General features: G+C 31.3%; 15 protein-coding genes and 1 riboswitch. Of the genes, 12 read left to right on the top strand and 3 right to left on the bottom strand.

Annotated features, from left to right (window positions below; genetic code table 11):
• Positions 1-6 precede the first annotated feature (6 nt).
• Together OCU55_RS10895 and OCU55_RS10890 are read left to right on the top strand one after the other, a co-directional pair.
• Positions 7-840: a CvfB family protein gene (locus OCU55_RS10895; protein WP_261852346.1), complete on the top strand. Its 834-nt coding sequence runs from the start codon at positions 7-9 to the stop codon at positions 838-840.
• 181 nt (positions 841-1,021) lie between these two features.
• Complete coding sequence (locus tag OCU55_RS10890) at positions 1,022-1,876, top strand: ComEC/Rec2 family competence protein (RefSeq protein WP_261852345.1); 855 nt, start codon at positions 1,022-1,024, stop codon at positions 1,874-1,876.
• A gap of 106 nt (positions 1,877-1,982) precedes the next feature.
• Here the strand turns inward: OCU55_RS10890 and OCU55_RS10885 are convergent, their stop codons facing one another.
• The gene (locus OCU55_RS10885) at positions 1,983-4,601 is read right to left on the bottom strand and encodes a calcium-translocating P-type ATPase, PMCA-type (RefSeq protein WP_261852344.1); all 2,619 of its coding nucleotides are present in this window, start codon (positions 4,599-4,601) and stop codon (positions 1,983-1,985) included.
• A gap of 322 nt (positions 4,602-4,923) precedes the next feature.
• Here OCU55_RS10885 and OCU55_RS10880 point away from each other — a divergent pair, with 322 nt between their 5' ends.
• Entirely contained in the window at positions 4,924-5,349 is a 426-nt protein-coding gene (locus tag OCU55_RS10880; protein WP_261852343.1) for a YaaR family protein, read from the top strand.
• A gap of 102 nt (positions 5,350-5,451) precedes the next feature.
• Here OCU55_RS10880 and OCU55_RS10875 read toward each other — a convergent pair whose 3' ends face one another.
• Complete coding sequence (locus OCU55_RS10875; protein WP_261852342.1) at positions 5,452-7,362, bottom strand: NAD(+) synthase; 1,911 nt, start codon at positions 7,360-7,362, stop codon at positions 5,452-5,454.
• Positions 7,363-7,811: 449 nt separating this feature from the next.
• Here OCU55_RS10875 and htpG point away from each other — a divergent pair, with 449 nt between their 5' ends.
• The 3 genes from htpG to OCU55_RS10860 all read left to right on the top strand — a co-directional run bounded on the left by htpG (position 7,812) and on the right by OCU55_RS10860 (position 11,268).
• A complete protein-coding gene (gene htpG / locus OCU55_RS10870; protein WP_261852341.1) occupies positions 7,812-9,692 on the top strand; it encodes a molecular chaperone HtpG in 1,881 nt (626 codons plus the stop codon).
• A 160-nt stretch (positions 9,693-9,852) separates the two neighbouring features.
• The gene (locus OCU55_RS10865) at positions 9,853-10,578 is read left to right on the top strand and encodes an alpha/beta hydrolase (RefSeq protein ID WP_261852340.1); all 726 of its coding nucleotides are present in this window, start codon (positions 9,853-9,855) and stop codon (positions 10,576-10,578) included.
• Positions 10,579-10,788: 210 nt separating this feature from the next.
• Positions 10,789-11,268 (top strand): hypothetical protein, encoded by a 480-nt coding sequence (locus OCU55_RS10860; protein ID WP_261852339.1) that lies wholly within the window; start codon positions 10,789-10,791, stop codon positions 11,266-11,268.
• A gap of 191 nt (positions 11,269-11,459) precedes the next feature.
• On the opposite strand, the gene pdxR is transcribed toward OCU55_RS10860, so the two are convergent.
• Complete coding sequence (gene pdxR / locus OCU55_RS10855; protein ID WP_261852338.1) at positions 11,460-12,890, bottom strand: MocR-like pyridoxine biosynthesis transcription factor PdxR; 1,431 nt, start codon at positions 12,888-12,890, stop codon at positions 11,460-11,462.
• Positions 12,891-13,030: 140 nt separating this feature from the next.
• On the opposite strand from pdxR, the gene OCU55_RS10850 reads away from it, so the two are divergent.
• The 6 genes from OCU55_RS10850 to OCU55_RS10825 all read left to right on the top strand — a co-directional run bounded on the left by OCU55_RS10850 (position 13,031) and on the right by OCU55_RS10825 (position 17,809).
• Positions 13,031-13,402, top strand: a complete 372-nt coding sequence (locus OCU55_RS10850; RefSeq protein WP_261852337.1) for a pyridoxamine 5'-phosphate oxidase family protein — start codon at positions 13,031-13,033, stop codon at positions 13,400-13,402.
• A gap of 336 nt (positions 13,403-13,738) precedes the next feature.
• Positions 13,739-13,987 (top strand): DUF1858 domain-containing protein, encoded by a 249-nt coding sequence (locus OCU55_RS10845; RefSeq protein WP_261852336.1) that lies wholly within the window; start codon positions 13,739-13,741, stop codon positions 13,985-13,987.
• 190 nt (positions 13,988-14,177) lie between these two features.
• Positions 14,178-14,361: riboswitch (Lysine riboswitch) on the top strand.
• Between the two features lie 251 nt (positions 14,362-14,612).
• Entirely contained in the window at positions 14,613-15,449 is an 837-nt protein-coding gene (locus OCU55_RS10840) for a transporter substrate-binding domain-containing protein (protein WP_261852335.1), read from the top strand.
• Positions 15,450-15,692: 243 nt separating this feature from the next.
• Entirely contained in the window at positions 15,693-16,469 is a 777-nt protein-coding gene (locus tag OCU55_RS10835; protein ID WP_261852334.1) for an amino acid ABC transporter permease, read from the top strand.
• 17 nt (positions 16,470-16,486) lie between these two features.
• The gene (locus OCU55_RS10830; RefSeq protein WP_280923796.1) at positions 16,487-17,221 is read left to right on the top strand and encodes an amino acid ABC transporter ATP-binding protein; all 735 of its coding nucleotides are present in this window, start codon (positions 16,487-16,489) and stop codon (positions 17,219-17,221) included.
• A gap of 192 nt (positions 17,222-17,413) precedes the next feature.
• A complete protein-coding gene (locus tag OCU55_RS10825; protein ID WP_261852333.1) occupies positions 17,414-17,809 on the top strand; it encodes a (deoxy)nucleoside triphosphate pyrophosphohydrolase in 396 nt (131 codons plus the stop codon).
• The last annotated feature ends 64 nt before the right edge of the window (positions 17,810-17,873 follow it).

Raw genomic sequence — 17,873 nt, 5'->3', positions numbered from 1 at the left:
GGATGTATGATTAAATTAGGTGATTTTAACAATCTAGAGGTTGTAAGAGAAAGTTCAGTTGGATATTATTTAAGTGGAACTGATGATGGTATATTGTTACCATACGGAAATACCCTAGACAGAAAACTTGCAGTAGGTGAAGAGGTTCATGCTTTTATATACAGAGATTCTAGAGATAGGCTTATTGCCACTCTTAAGACACCTCTTGCAACTATTCATACTGTAGCATATCTAGAAGTTAAATCTATAACAGAGCTAGGTGCATTTATTGACTTTGGTCTTGAAAGAGATATATTTGTACCTATAAGGGAACAGAAATATAAACTAGAAATAGGAAAGAAATATTTGTTCTACATATATGAAGATAAAACGAAGAGATTAGCTGCAACAACTGATATTGATAGAGCGCTTGATATATGGGAAGATGTTACCTTAGGTGAAGAAACAACTGGTATTGTATATGGATATCAGACAAATGGTTCTCTTATGGTAGCAGTAAATGGTTTATGCAGGGGCGTGATTCTTAATAACGAGTATTTCTCTGACGTAAGGCCTGGCGATGAAATAAAGGCAAGAGTAAAGAAAATATATGAGGATGGGAAAGTTGGTCTAACCCCTAGAAGACAAAAGCTTGAAGAAAGAAGTGTGCTTCAAGAAAAGATATTACAATATCTTAAAGATAACGGTGGGGCTATGAAATATAACGATAAGTCTTCACCAGATGTTATAAAAGAAGTTTTTAACTCGAGCAAAAATTACTTTAAAATGGCATTGGGTGGGCTTATGAGAGAAGGAATTATAAGTCAAGACGAAAATGGAACAAAATTAATAGACAAATAGGTAGCTAAGGCTACCTATTTTTACTTTAATTAAAACCACGTTTATTAGTATATGCATAAATGAGGTTTATTATAAGTCGTTACAATAGTATATGAAAATATAAATTAATTGATAAACTTGTGTATCTATAGAAGTTATATGAACCATACTATTATCAAAGGAAAAAAGGAGGTTCATACATATGAGAAAATTTAGCAAGAAAGTAATCGCAATCATGATTTTATTTCTATTTACTACAAGTTTCAAGGTGTTTGGAATTGAGAATCTTTCAAACGTTACAAGAGTTCAGGTGTTAAGCACTGGGCAAAGTGATGTAATATTGATACTTAGTAAAGATTTTAATGTTCTTATTGATACTGGAGTTGAAGAATATAGTTCCAAGCTAATAGCGCATCTAAAAAGTGAATCAATTGATAAACTAGATTATGTAATACTTACACACTATCACAATGATCATTTTGGTGGGCTTGAAGCTGTTTTGAAATCTGTAAAGGTGTCACATCTGATGCTCCCAGAGTTTTGTGTAAATAAAAATGAAAAAGGAAAAGTTATGAAAGTTGTAGAAGCCTCCAAGGTAAAATATGAATATGTAAAGGCTGGATGGTATCTAGAACATAACGATATACATCTTAAAGCTCTTACCCCAACAAAACCAAGTAAGGTTCTAGAAAATAATAATTCAATGGTACTCTTAGGAGAAATAGCTGATTTAAGGTATCTATTTATGGCAGATGCTGAAAGAGATTTAGAAAAGCAAATTATGAAAAACAAAGAAATTAAGGATATAGATGTTTTGAAAGTTGCTCATCATGGAATTGGCAGTGGAACATATAAGGATTTTGCGAGAAGGGTTAAGCCAAGCGTTGCAATAATAACTTCTAATGGCGAAGAAAGCCCTAATAGTGAAGTGGTAAAAAACCTTACAGATATCAAATGCAATGTCTTTAGAACAGATCAATATGGAGACATAATGGTTTTAAGCGAAAAAGACGATGCTGGAGTCGTTCACTTAGAAGTGTATTCGAGAAAAAATTAGTGTTTAAACAATTAGTTTATATCTAAGATATTTCTGCTTTATTATAATTTCATGAAAAATAAAAAACACTGTAGATGATTTCATTAAAAAACTCTACAGTGTTTTTTTATAGTTCCTTGCTCCTTAAAATTACCTTAAATAATTCATTTATTATCAATGGCACTAGAGATAGTAATATTACAAATCCCCAATCTTTAAAGGTTAGGGAATATACCTTAAATAACTCTGCTATAGGTGTTATTGTAATAACAGAAGCTTGTAGGATAATTCCTATTATTATAGCTATAATCAAAAATCTGTTAGAAAGTAACCCGATTTGAAAGATGGATTTTCTATCATTTCTGATTGATAATGCATAAAATAACTGTGAAACACTAAGTACTACAAAGGCCATAGTTCTGGCATGTGGAACTGAATTTGGATATAGGTACTCGCCAACCCTAAAAGCCACTAGTGTTAATACTCCTATTAATATTCCGTTAAGCGGCAACATTAACTTTGTACTTCCTCCAAAGATGCTCTCCTTTGGGTTTCTTGGTGGAAGATCCATTACGCCTTTGTCACCAGGATCAACGCCTAACGCTAAGGCTGGTAAGCTATCGGTTATTAGATTTACCCAAAGTAAATGTATTGGAAGTAGTGGAGAGTCCCAATTTAACAGTATAGCTACAAATAGAGTTATTATTTCGCCAAGATTACAAGAAAGTAAAAAAACAATGGATTTCTTTATATTACTGAAGATGTTTCTTCCTTCTTCTACAGCAGAGACTATTGTTGTAAAGTTATCATCTGTTAGAACCATGTCGGCGGCACCTTTTGCCACGTCAGTACCTGTTATACCCATAGCTACACCAATGTCAGCTGCTTTTAACGATGGCGCGTCATTTACTCCGTCACCAGTCATGGAAACAATATTGCCATGTGACTTGAAAGCTTTAACTATCTTTACTTTGTGTTCAGGAGATACTCTTGCGAATACTCTTAAGTCTCTTACTTTATTACTGAAGTCTTCATCATTTAATTTATCGATATCTTCCCCAGAAATTGATTGATTTAGACTATCTGCAATTCCAAGTTCTTTAGCAATGGCAAAGGCTGTATTTTTATAATCACCAGTAATCATAACGGGTGTAATTCCAGCTTTTTTGCATAATGTAATAGAGTCTTTAACTTCTAATCTTGGAGGATCAATCATTCCAACCATTCCTATGAAGATAAGATCCTTTTCTATTTCATCTAATTCAATATGTGGTGGAGAGTCAATAACTTTATATGCTCCAGCTAAAACCCTAAGTGCATCGTCAGACATTAAATCTACAGCTTTTAGTATGTCTTTTTTCATATTTTCAGTTAAATCAAGGATTTCACCATCAAGCATAAGCTTAGTGGAAATCTTTAGAATGCTGTCAATAGCACCTTTAGTAAAGACCTTATATTTTTGAGCATATGAATTAACTGTTGACATAAGTTTTCTATCCGAGTCAAAAGGAACTTCATCAATTCTTTTATGCTCCGCATTTATAACATCCTTAGTAATATCATACCTAAAACCAGCTTCTAAAAGAGCAATTTCTGTAGGATCACCTGTTTTTGAATTTTCAGAGTATGTAGCATCGTTACAAAGCATCATACATTCAATTAATAGCTTATTAGTTTCAATGTTAAAGTCTAAATCCTCTATATGAAGCAACTTATCATTTGCATAGAATTTAGTTACAGTCATTTTATTCTGGGTGAGAGTTCCAGTTTTATCAGAACATATTATATTAACTGAACCAAGAGTCTCAACTGCAGGAAGTTTTCTTATAATAGCGTTCTCTTTAATCATTCTTTGAACACCCATAGCCAAAACAATTGCTACTATTGCAGGAAGTCCTTCTGGTATAGCTGCAACAGCTAAGCTTATTGAAGTAAGTAACATTTCAAAAACATCTCTTTTTTGGAACATAGAGACTATAAAAATGATAAAGCATATTCCGATGGAACCTATGCCTAAATACTTGCCTAACTGTTCGAGCTTTTTTTGAAGTGGAGTAGAATCTTCAACCTCTTCATCAAGCATTTTTGCTATTTTACCTATTTCAGTATCCATTCCTGTACCAACGGCAACACCTATCCCTCTTCCGTATGTAGCTAGAGTAGACATAAATACCATGTTGTGCTGATCTCCAACACCTACTTTTCCTTCAATTATGGCATTTGCATCTTTATCAGCTGGTACAGATTCACCTGTAAAGGCGGATTCCTCCATTTTAAGATTTGCACTTTCAATTAATCTTAAGTCAGCAGGTATATATCTGCCAGCATCTATTATAACGATATCCCCTGGAACTACTTCTTCAGATGGAATCTCTGTTAATTCTCCATTTCTTTTTACAACAGCCTTTGGAGTGGAAAGTTCCTTTAAAGCTTCTAAAGCTTTCTCCGCTTTAGATTCTTGAACAACCCCTACCACTGCATTTACAAGGATTACAATAATGATTATTATAGCATCGCTGATTTCGCCCATTATTCCTGAAATAAAAGCAGCGGCTATAAGTATATAAATCATAAAGTCAGCTAACTGTGCGATGAAAAGCTGAAATATGCTTTTTTTCTTTTTACTGGCTAATTTATTCTCACCATACTTTTCGAGTCTCTTCCTAGCTTCTTCAGTAGATAAGCCAATAGATTCATCTACGTTCAAATCTTTCAAAACAGAAGTAGTATTTTTTGTGTGCCACATAGAATATATCACCTCATTATATAGTATAAAATAACCTTAATTAAGACATCTAATATAAGTATATCACATATTGAATATTATGAAGTAATTGGAATGAAAAAACAATTCGACATAATATACCATAAACTTAGTTGTTACTTTCATTATATTTTGATATAATAATACACATTAATATTAGTAATTAATAAAATAAATATGCAAATAGTATATAGATTTTAAAACTTTCCTTGTTTGACAAGAAAACGGTTGAAAATAAATTAGGCAAAAAGAATCGTTATGGTATTACTTAAAGATATAAAAATTGATAAGTAGGTGGGATTTTATGGAGATATCAAGAGTAGGTAGAAAAACTGCTGTCCAAAGTGAAGAGAGAAAGAAAATAGATAGTAAAAAGGATTTTTCGCAGAGTTTTAATAAGGAAAGACAAAAAAAGTCTGAAGAGCAGTTAAAAGATTTGATGGATGATATAAAGAAAAAGGGTAATAGACTTGTAATTACTAAAAGTTATGCAGATGTTAGAGCTTATAAAAATCAAATTAAAGAGTATTTAAAGTCAGTACTAGAATATATGTACAATGTAAAAAAAGATATAAGCTTCTGGCAGACTCAGTATTTTATAACGGTAGACACAATCGATGTAAAGCTACAGGAAATTACTGATGCTCTTCTATCTGAAGAGAAAGATAACATTTCTATTGCATCTACAGTAGATGAAATTCAAGGTTTAATGGTAGATATTTATAAATAAAAGTTATTGGTTAAAGCTTTAAGAAAAGTTTTTCATAGATATAAAATAAGAATACCTGCGATATATCGCAGGTATTCTTATTATCTTAAAGATTATATAGTTTTAATATTTTAGCCAGCTATTAACGGAAGCATCAGATGGCATTCTCCAGTCACCTCTTGGAGAAAGGCTAATTGTACCGACCTTAGGACCATCTGGTAAAGCAGATCTTTTAAATTGTTGAGAAAAGAATCTGTGTAAGAATTTATCTAGCCATTTTCTAATAGTTTCTTCATCATATAAATCTTTAAAAGCAGCTTTAGCAAGGAACATTATTCTTTCAGGTGAAGAACCATGCCTTATAAAATGATATAAGAAGAAATCATGAAGTTCATATGGTCCTACAATATCTTCAGTCTTTTGTGCTATATCACCATTTTCGTCTTTTGGTAGAAGTTCAGGACTTACAGGCGTATCTAATATATCATATAAAGTATCAGAGGCATTTTTACTTACCTCATATTTAGCAACGTAATCAACTAAATATCTAACTAGAGTTTTAGGTATAGAGCAGTTTACAGAGTACATTGACATATGATCTCCGTTATAAGTACACCAACCAAGTGCCAGTTCCGAAAGATCACCTGTTCCTACAAGTATACCACCTTCTTTGTTTGCCAAATCCATAAGAATCTGAGTTCTTTCTCTTGCTTGAACATTTTCGTACGTAACATCATGAATATTTTTATCATGACCTATATCTTCAAAATGTTGAAGAGCAGCTTTTACTATATTTATTTCTCTAAGGTCACAGCCGAGTTCAGTGCATAAAGTTAGTGCGTTGTTGTAAGTTCTATCAGTTGTGCCGAAACCAGGCATTGTTATTGTTATTATGTTTTTTCTAGGTAGTTTTAACAAATCAAAGGTTTTAACTGCAACTAAAAGTGCAAGGGTAGAGTCAAGTCCACCTGAAATTCCAATGACAACTTTGCTTAGAGTAGTATGCTCTAATCTCTTTGCTAAAGCTGATGCCTGGATGTTAAATATCTCTTTGCATCTGTCTTTTCTTTGTGCTTCAGAAGAAGGAACAAAAGGATGTTTATCAATAAATCTATTGAAATTAGTGATATTAACATTGTCAAAAGCAAATTCAATATTTCTAAATTCTAACGTATTAAGTCTTGCAGTATCTCTGAAGCTTACATTTTTCAATCTTTCTGAATTTAGTTTATATAAGTCTACTATTGATGAAATAACTTGATTATCTCTTTGGAAACGCTCATTTTCACTTAGCTTCGAACCGTTTTCGGTAATGAGCATATGTCCGCTAAAAAGTAAATCTGTGGTGGATTCATGTACACCAGCAGAACTGTAAATGTAAGAACACATGCATCTAGCGCTTTGATCAGATACTAAAGATTTTCTATAATCGCTTTTAGATACAAGTTCATTTGATGCTGAGAGATTACCTATTATGTTTGCACCTGCTATAGATAGATATGAGCTTGGTGGAACTACAGTCCATAAATCTTCGCATACTTCAAATCCAAAACGGGCATCTTCATAACTAAAAATAAGATCTGTACCAAAAGGAACAGCTTTTTGGAAAGGTAAGTCAATGGTTTTACCTTTAAGACCAATACCTTCAGTAAACCATCGCTTTTCATAAAACTCTGTATAATTAGGTATATAGCTTTTTGGTACAATACCAAGGACTTTCCCTTCAAATATAATAAAAGCACAATTATAGAGACAGTTGTTATATATAAGGGGATTGCCTATAGCGATAAGAATATCTTTTCCCATAGTATATTCGCATATATCTTCTACACCGTTTATAGATTCTTTTAATAATCTAGACTGTGTAAACAAATCACCACAAGTATAAGAGGTAACAGCAAGTTCAGGAAAAACTAAAGCTTTAACTTCTTGTTTTAAACCTTCATCTATGCATTGTTTTATATTTTCAACATTATATTTTATATCTGCAACTTTTATCTTAGGGCAAGCAGCACCTACTTTTATGAACTCCATATAATTCAACTCCATCCTATATAACAATCTAAAAGTTTATATAAATATGAATTACTTCGATTTAAAAATTTAAATTTAAATATGAAGTGATTCTTCTATATTAATGTTAATTGTAAATACAAATAAAATCAATATTTGTGAAAATAAATTACAGTAGTTGCATTAACAATATATCTTATATACATAGATGTTTTATAACAAAATATATTGACATAAAATTTAAAAAGTGATATATAAAAAATAGGGGTTAGCACTCACTAAACTTGAGTGCTAACAATAAGTTACTTATTAAGTTAGTATAGACAAATAAGTAGCTGTTTATTAGGTATTTTGCTCTTTTAAAATTAAGAGAGAAAAAAATTAAAGAGTAGGTACCTTGTACATTGAAGTAAAACTAGGCTCACATATATAAATGCCTGGTTTCAATTGCGAAAGGAGAGGTTTTATACATGGAAACAAAACAATTTAAAGCAGAATCCAAGAGACTTTTGGATCTAATGATTAACTCAATCTACACACATAGGGAGATATTTTTAAGGGAGCTCATATCAAATGCTAGTGATGCTATTGATAAGATTTACTACAAAGCATTAACAGACGATACTATATCATTCGAAAAAGATGATTACTTTATCAAGGTTAGTGTTGATAAAGAAAGTAGAATTATAAAGATATCTGACACAGGTATTGGAATGACTAAGGAAGACCTTGACGATAATTTAGGGGTTATTGCAAAAAGTGGTTCTTTAAAATTTAAAAAAGAAAATGAAATAAAAGATGGATATGATATAATAGGACAATTTGGTGTTGGATTTTATTCTGCATTTTTAGTTGCTGATAACGTAACTGTTATAAGTAAAGCTTTTGGCAGTAGCGAAGCATATAAATGGGAATCAAAAGGAGTAGAAGGCTACACTATAGAACCTTGCGAAAAGGATACTGTAGGTACAGATATAATCCTTAAGATAAAAGATAATACAGAAGATGAAAGCTTTGATGAATACTTAGAAGAATATAGACTAAAGTCCATAATCAAGAAGTACTCTGACTTTATTAGATATCCAATTAAGATGGATGTTACTGAAAGCAAGCTTAAAGAAGGTAGTGAAAATGAATACGAAAACTATACTGAAGAAAAAACTATAAACAGTATGGTTCCAATTTGGAGAAAAAATAAATCTGAATTAAAAGAAGAAGATTACAATAATTTTTATTCAGAAAAACATTTTGGTTTTGATAAGCCATTAAAGCATGTCCATATAAGTGTTGATGGTGCTATTAGCTACAACGCAATATTATTTATACCAGAAAGAACTCCATATGATTTCTATACTAAGGAATATGAAAAAGGTTTAGAATTATATTCAAGTGGTGTTATGATAATGGATAAGTGTGGAGATTTACTTCCAGACTATTTTGGTTTTGTAAAAGGAATAGTTGATTCAGAAGATTTGTCCTTAAATATATCAAGAGAAATATTACAGCATGACAGACAACTTAAGCTTATTGCAAAAAACATAAAGAATAAGATTAAGAGTGAACTTGAAACTATGCTTAAGAATGATAGAGAAAAGTATGAAAAGTTCTACGAGGCTTTTGGAAGACAATTGAAGTACGGTCTATACAGTGAATATGGCAGCAATAAAGATGTTCTTCAAGACTTAATAATGTTCTATTCTTCAAAGGAAAAGAAGATGGTTACGCTTGCTGAATATGTAGATAGAATGGCAGAAAGTCAAAAGTATATTTACTATGCTTCAGGGGAATCCAATGAGAGAATAGAAAAACTTCCTCAAACTGAACTTTTACTTGATAAAGGATATGAAATACTATACTTTACTGATGAAGTAGATGAATTTGCTATAAAGATGCTTATGTCTTATAAAGAAAAAGAATTCAGATCAGTGTCAAGCAATGACCTTGGAATTGAAGAAGATGATAGCAAAGAAACTTCAAAGGAAGAAGAAAAAGAAAACAAAGATATCTTTGAAGGAATGAAGTCTATATTATCTGGAAAAGTTAAAGAAGTTAGAGCTTCAAAGAGATTAAAAAATCATCCAGTATGCCTTGCAAATGATGGAGAGCTTTCAATCGAAATGGAAAAGATACTAAGTGCAATGCCAAACAATCAAGGGGTTAAGGCTGATAAGGTTTTAGAGATAAATGTAAATCATGACGTATTCAAATCACTAAAATCTGCTTATGAAGCTGACAAAGATAAGTTCAATTTATATACAGATATATTATATAATCAGGCTCTACTTATAGAAGGTCTATCAATTGGAGACCCTGTAGAATTTACAAATAATATTTGCAAAATAATGAAATAATAATAATGCCATCCTCACTATAGATCTATAGGGGATGGCTCTATTATTTTAGATTTAAGCGCTATTAAAGAACCGTACTGAAATAGAGCATCTCCAGTATAAACACTTAATTTCAACGATATTCTTAAACATAGCCTAAATACATTAAAAGGAGTAGAAGATGAGAGGTAGTATAGACTTGATTACTTGTGAGGGATATAGTTGTAGCGTATATGTTCCTGAACAATATATTGAAAGGAAATTAAGTTTTCCGGTTGTATATATAAATGGAGCAAATGATATAAGAGAAATAGCTTACGCTATGGAACCATATTTTTATAAAGATTGTCCTCCATTTATTCTAGTAAATATTAAACCTAAAAACTGGAATGATGATTACACTCCTTGGCCAGCAAAAGGTATAGCTAGAGAGGGCGAAGACTTTGGAGGCAAAGCTGATAATTATATAGAGACTCTCTTATATAAAATAAAACCATATATTGATAATAACTACAAAACTAAGCCTGATTATAAAAATAACGTATTGATTGGCTATTCCCTTGGAGGGCTTTTAGCTTTATATGTACTTTATAGATGTGAGTGTTTTGGTAGAATAGGGAGTCTTTCAGGCTCCTTATGGTACGACAAATGGGTAGAATATATGAGTTTAAATAATCTTTGTAATAAAGACGCTAAAGTTTATTTGTCTCTTGGAATAAAGGAAAGTAAAAGCAGAAACCCACGTATGGCTAATGTAGGGGGATGTACTGAAAAAGTATTTGAAATACTGCAAGAGCAACTTAGTAGTGAAGAAAATGTCAAATTAGAGTGGAATAATGGAGGGCATTTTACAGAAATAAATGAAAGATTTACAAAAGCCATTTTATGGCTTGTGAAAGATCTATAATAGATATAATTTTATGAATGTATAGTTGAAATGTTACAAAAATGCATAAGATTAATCGATTATATGTAAAATGCATACAAAACAGGGTTGCTATGGTATAATAATTTCAAGGATAACTGATTTATGAAGATTAAAATTACGAAGTTTAAGAAATAAACAAGTAAAAATGAATCATATTTAAGTTATTGAATTTAATTATGGGTGGGGATTATGAAAAAAAGAGGTGTTATAGGTCTACTAGTTATTATTATATTAATATTAACAATTTTACTTGGGATGAAACTTTTTAAAAGTAATTCAGTTGTAATCTATAAGACGGATATAATAGCTGACGATTTAAGAATTAATAATCTTACATTAGTATCATTTGAAGATAAGTTATATGTTCAAGATGGATTTGTATTGAAACTTACAAGAGAAGAAAATAAAGTAGATTCAATGTATATTGAAATACAAGTAGCTGGAAAAAGGGTATTTGACCTTTCTGGGAGTGACGATTTTAGAAAATCTAATGAGAGTGTTATATATGCTTTTAACGTTGTTGATGATGTTAAAATATCTAAAGATTCTAAAATGACAGTTAAGATAAAATATACAATAGGTGGAAAAGAAAAAGAGTACAAAGATGAAATTAAGATGAGTTCAATTATTAAGTTTGATGAAAAGAATCCTAATGCTGTTAGAAAGTAATAAACTATAAAAAAATGATGATTCTGAGAATTTTTATTTTGATAATTTATGTTATCGATTAGTTTATAATTAAAGCTGAATAGGTAAAAACTAAATTTGAATGTATGAATAAAAGCATTATCCTAATCTGGATAATGCTTTTATTCATAGTGATTGTTTTCAATATTTAAAACACTGGTAAATTAAAAAAATTAGTTATTAAACCATGCTTCTTTTAACGCTTTTATTCCATTAATGATTTGCTCCTCAGTCATTCCACCGAAACCAAGTAAAACCATGTTGTTTGAATATTTTTCTAAGTTGATCCAGAACATAGATACAGGATAGACAACTACACCAAACTTAGCTGCTTTTTCTATTAGCTGATTCTCAGTAAGACCATTGTTCACCTCAACTAAAACATGGAGACCAGCATTTCTTCCGTGGATTACAACTCTATTTCCCAAGGTTTTGTGGATTTCACTGACTAATAAATCATGTTTTCGTTTATTTGCTAGAGAGATTTTTCTTAAATGACTTTCATAGTGTCCCAAGTGCATAAATTGATAAAGTACTCTCTGCTGTATTATTGGAACAGAGGATTGATAAATCCTAAATAGTTTGTCATATCTATCTAAATATGCTTCTGGGAGTACCATATAATTTACCCGTAAGCTAGGCGATAGTGACTTTGAAAAAGTACCTATGTATATAACTTTTTCTTTGTGTCCGATGTTTTGTATTGAGGGGATAGGTCTTGAGCTATATCTTAGTTCGCTATCGTAATCATCTTCGATAATTATTCCATCATTTTTAATGGCCCAATCTAAAAGCTTTAATCTCTTTTGTATAGGCATTACTGCTCCGGTAGGAAATTGATGTGAAGGAGTTATATATACTATTCGAGCTGCAGATTTTTCTAATTCGGCAATATTTATTCCATCTTTATCTACAGATATAGGAGAAACTTTATAACCGTTATTAGCAAAGATATCTCTGGTACCAAAGTAGCCTGGGTCTTCAATTGCGATTTCATCAAAATCCTGTCTAAGTAGTTGACAAATTAGGCTTAAACAATATGCAAATCCTGTACATACAATAATCTGATCAGTATTACAAGATACACCTCTTGATTTAGTTAAGTAGTTCATTATTTCTATTCTAAAATTAAGTTCTCCCTTACTTTCACTATATGAAATCATATCTTCGGCAGTTAATGTTGCTAATGCTTTATTTGATACTTTACGCCAAATCTTTAAGGGGAAATCAGAACTGCTAAGTTTTCCGTATTCGAAGTCGTAACTTAAATCTGTAGTATTAATTTTCTTGTTTGAATTATTTTCGGCGTTTTTTAAAGAGTTATTTACATCGTATGATTTATTATTATCTGCAAATAATACTTCAGGAAGCACTTCTAAGACAATATAGCCACTGCCAGGTTTACTTTCAATATAGCCTTCAGAACATAGTTGAAGATAAGCATTTTCTACGGTGTTTCTACTGACATTTAATATAGTAGAGAGAGTACGAGTAGAGGTAAGTTTAGCTCCGGCAGAAAGCTCACCTGATATTATTTGTTTCTTTAGTTGCTCATATATTTGTTGATATAAGGGTTTATCTGAATTACTTTTTAAAATGATCATAATTGTTTATACTCCTTAAAACTGTATCCAAAAAAATAAACTAAACTGGCACTTTTGATGGCTCCAATTTGATTGTATAATTATCGCATAAGGAAGTCAATTGCTAATTAATAAAAGCTTTTTTACAAGGAGGATGTTTTATGTTAAACGAAAAATTACTTGAGGTTATTTCCCACGAAGGTGTAGTTGCTATTGTGACATGTGCTAACAATGAAGCTCATGTAGTTAATACTTGGAACTCTTATCTTAATGCTACAGAAGACGGTAGATTACTTATTCCTGCGGCAGGAATGAGAAGAACTCAGAAAAATATAGAATTAAATAATAATGTTAAACTTACTTTTGGAAGCAAAGAAGTAATGGGACATCAATACATAGGTGCTGGATTTTTAATAGAAGGTACAGCAAAGTTCTTAGAATCAGGTTCAGATTACGATATGATGAAAGAAAAGTTCCCGTTTTTAAGTAGAGTATTAGAGATTACAGTTATATCTGCAAAACAAACTATTTAAAACCTATAAAAAAACAAGTTCTGTTCTATTTGATGTAAATAGAGCAGAACTTGTTTTTTACTGCATAGGAACTATTCATGAATGGAAAAATACAGCCGCTCTTAGGAAAAAGAAAGAGTTTAAACAAAATCATAAAACTGTAACTTAAGTCACAGAAATGTCTTTTTATAAATGTTACTATAGATGTATCCCTTCGAACCGCAACCTATTTTTGAAACTCTCACGGCTTCTGGTGAGGGAATTTAAAAAAAATAAATTTTACTACGAAGTGGTACATCCATATGATCATAGCAAAGTTATGATAGATGTATATTATTTATGGAAGGATGGTACATTATGAGTTACGATATAAAAGAATTTGATATTAATGAAGGAACATTAATAGGAGATATTGCTAAAAGATATCCGTTTATTAGAGAATTTTTAATTGAGTTATCCCCTAAATTTGCAAAACTAAAAAATCCGATAGTATTTAAGGCTATGTCATCAAAGGCAACGATAGCACTTGTTAGTGAAAAAAGTGGTTTTGAAGTTGAAGATTTAATTAATAAGATCAAAAATCATATAAAAGAAAAAAGTTTATAATTATGGAGTATTTCAACCCGAAGCTTATTTTAGAATTTGCAGAATTTATTATTACAGAGCTTTAATAGATTGTGCATATAATGGAACGAAGTATCAAAAATTGTTAATTAATAATGAACAAATCTATATTGACATATAGTATGTCCTGTTGTACACTGTTTATATAATTTAATAAGGCCTCACTTTAACTTAGTGAGGTAGAGGCGCGGTGTTTAATAGTTCTTAGAGGAGTTTGAGAGTACTATGATTCTAAGAAGAAGGAAATGTCGCCGAAGTTTATAATACTTCTCAGTATTATTTGCTGGGTCTGCAGTTAAGAACTGCAGGACTGTCTCAATAAACATCCCGGTTTATTGAGTTGTGCTATCTCATTTGGGAAAAAGAAGGGGTATTAGGCTAACTTTGTGTATTAGGACCTGAGCTCATCTCAGGTCTTTTTTTATTACAACGAAATTTGTAAAAAATATAAAATGTGGATAAGTTTGCATAAAACTTAAGCTTAATAACTTTGTAAATTTAAAACAAAAGTAAGTAATGAGAACTTATTAATGAATTAAATAATGTCTTAAATTAGGACAAGTAACATATTACAAATTTAAATTTAATAAAAAGGGGATATTTAAACATGAAAAAGAAATTAGCGTTATTAATAGCAATGACAATATCAGCTACGGTGCTTTTAGCAGGTTGTGGAACAAAGGCAAATGCTGACAAGAGCTCAGCTTCTAACGGAACTTTTAAGATAGGTCTTGAAGCTGGATATGCACCATTTAACTGGACTCAAAAAGATGATTCAAATGGAGCTGTAAAGATAGATGGAAGCTCAGAGTATGCAGGTGGATACGATATAGAAATAGCTAAAAAGATAGCTAAAGATTTAGGTAAAGATTTAGTTGTAGTAAAAACTGAATGGGATGGCCTCGTACCAGCATTAACTTCAGGTAAAATTGATGCAATCATAGCAGGTATGTCACCTACTGCAGAACGTAAGAAAACTATAGATTTTTCTGATAACTACTACAGATCAAACTTAGTTATGGTAGTTAAAAAGGGTGGTAAGTATGAAAGTGCTACATCAATCCAAGATTTCAAAGGAGCAAAAATAACTGCTCAATTAAATACATTCCACTATTCAGTGATAGACCAAATACAAGGTGTTCAAAAACAACCAGCTATGGATAACTTCCCAGCAATGAGAGTTGCACTTGAATCAGGTATAATAGATGGTTATGTTTCAGAACGTCCAGAAGGTGTAAGTGCTGAAACTGCAAATTCAAAGTACAAAATGGTAGAATTCAAAACTGGATTTACTACATCTGATGATGATACAGCAATAGCTGTAGGTGTTGCAAAGGGTAGTGATTTAACTGCAAAGATTAATAAAACATTAGCAGGTATCTCAGAAGAACAAAGAAAAACAATAATGGATACAGCTATAAAAAATCAACCAGCAGCAAAATAGCAATGTTGTAAACATGTTGGATTTTCCAAAGATAAGATTTGGAAAATAGCTTTGAAAAAGCCACTAATTAAAGTTATAAAAACAGTTTTTTATTAGGAACCGAATGTATTTAAGGGTGTGCCGCTTCTCTTTAAACTTTTTAGAATATTCCTATGTGATGAGGAAAGAATTTGAAAAGTATTATGTAATTATGAAGCAGCATATCTGTACCACATTCGGTTTCATTATTGAAGGAGGATAAATATGAGTTTTGATTGGGTTGTAAAGATTGTTTCGGAAAACTGGCAGATGTTCCTTAGAGGAGCGGGAACTACGCTGTTAGTTGCACTGACTGGTACTATAATAGGATTTGTAATAGGTTTATTAGTAGGAGTTGTAAGAACTGTGCCAATGCCTGAAAAGGGTGTTAAAAGATATTTTCTTAAGTTAGTAAATGCACTTTTATTTATTTATATAGAAATATTCCGTGGAACGCCGATGATTGTACAGGCCATGGTAATTTACTATGGTACAGCATTAGCTTTCAATTTAAATATGGATAGACTTTTTGCTGCTATACTTATAGTATCTATAAATACCGGTGCTTATATGTCAGAAATTATTCGTGGAGGTATTGTATCAATAGATAAAGGGCAATTTGAAGCAGCAGATGCTATAGGTATGAAGCATTTTCAAGTTATGGTTAATGTTATATTACCACAAGCGATACGTAATATATTACCAGCTACAGGTAATGAGTTCGTAATCAACATAAAAGATACTTCAGTACTTAACGTAATTTCAGTAACAGAATTATACTTCCAAACAAAATCTGTTGCAGGAAATAACTTTAGATATTTTGAATCATTCTTTGTGGCATGTATACTTTATTTCATAATGACATTTACAGTAACAAGGATATTGAGATTAATTGAAAGAAAGTTAGATGGACCAGATAACTACATTATGTATGCAAATCAAATGCAAGTAGAAACACCTGAGGATATGGCTAAAAAAAATAAAGAAGTTAATATGTATTAAACGGAGGAGGGAATAGTATGGAAAATATAATTGATATTAAGCATTTAAGTAAATATTTTGGAACTCATGAAGTACTTAAGGACATAGACTTTTCAGTTAAAAAAGGAGAAGTTGTATGTATAATAGGATCATCAGGATCAGGAAAATCTACCCTTCTACGTTGTGTTAATTTACTTGAGAAGCCAACCGGTGGAGAGATTATATATAAAGGTGAAAACATTCTTGATGATAAACACGATATTTATGCATATCGTACAAAGTTAGGTATGGTGTTCCAGTCCTTTAATCTGTTCAATAATCACAATGTTTTAAGTAATTGTGTTGTTGGACAAGTAAAAGTGCTAAAGCGTTCAAAAGCTGAAGCAGAGGAAGTCGCAAGAAAGTATTTGAAGGTTGTAGGTATGGAGCAATATATCAATGCTAAGCCAAAGCAATTATCTGGTGGACAAAGACAGCGTGTAGCTATAGCTAGAGCACTTTCAATGGAACCAGATGTAATGTTATTCGATGAACCAACTTCAGCACTTGATCCAGAAATGGTAGGTGAAGTTCTTAAGGTTATGAAAGAGCTTGCTGAAAGTGGACTAACAATGCTTATAGTTACTCATGAAATGGGCTTTGCTGAAGAAGTATCTGATCGTGTAGTATTTATGGATAAAGGAGTTATAGCAGAAGAAGGAACTCCAGAGCAAATCTTTAAGAATCCAACTCAAGATCGTACTAGAGAGTTCTTAAAGCGTACATTAAAATAATAAAATTAAAGCCTTTTAAGGAGCAGTAAATTTAAATATTTACTGCTTTTTTCTATTTGATGACACGCTGGCTCAAATGAGGTTTAAAAGAATATAGAATTTAAAATTATAATACCATTTATATACTTGGTTTTTAAAATATTATAATATTATATTAGAATACATAAAAGCAATTTTGAAAGGAAGTACTATATGAAAGAAGTAACTGCAGCTATTATCATAAAGAATCAAATGATTTTGATAGCTCAAAGGGGAAAAGATGAAAAAGAAGAAGGAATGTGGGAATTTCCTGGAGGTAAGATAGAAATAGGGGAGACAGAGGAGCAGTGCTTAAAGCGAGAAATAAAAGAAGAACTTGATATAGAGATTGAAGTGGGGGATTTCTTAGGTGAAAGTATATATGATTATTCCCATGGGCAGATAAAACTTCTTGCATATTTCGCACAAGTTATAAGAGGCGAGATAAAGCTCACAGTTCATAGTGCAATAAGATGGGTTGCTATTGAAGAGATAGATGAGTTCAATTTTGCACCTGCAGACATACCTTTGGTTAAGAAACTTAAAAAGTTATATCGAGAATATAATTAAAAAAAGCTTTCACATATTCTATGAAAGCTTTGAAGATATTTTAAAAGCGTATATTGTCGTAGAT

It is taken from the genome of Clostridium folliculivorans, from assembly GCF_024341905.1.
Classification (GTDB): domain Bacteria; phylum Bacillota; class Clostridia; order Clostridiales; family Clostridiaceae; genus Clostridium_AR; species Clostridium_AR folliculivorans.
Note: the sequence above shows the minus strand (reverse complement) of the source record. Positions and strands in the feature narration are given on the sequence as shown.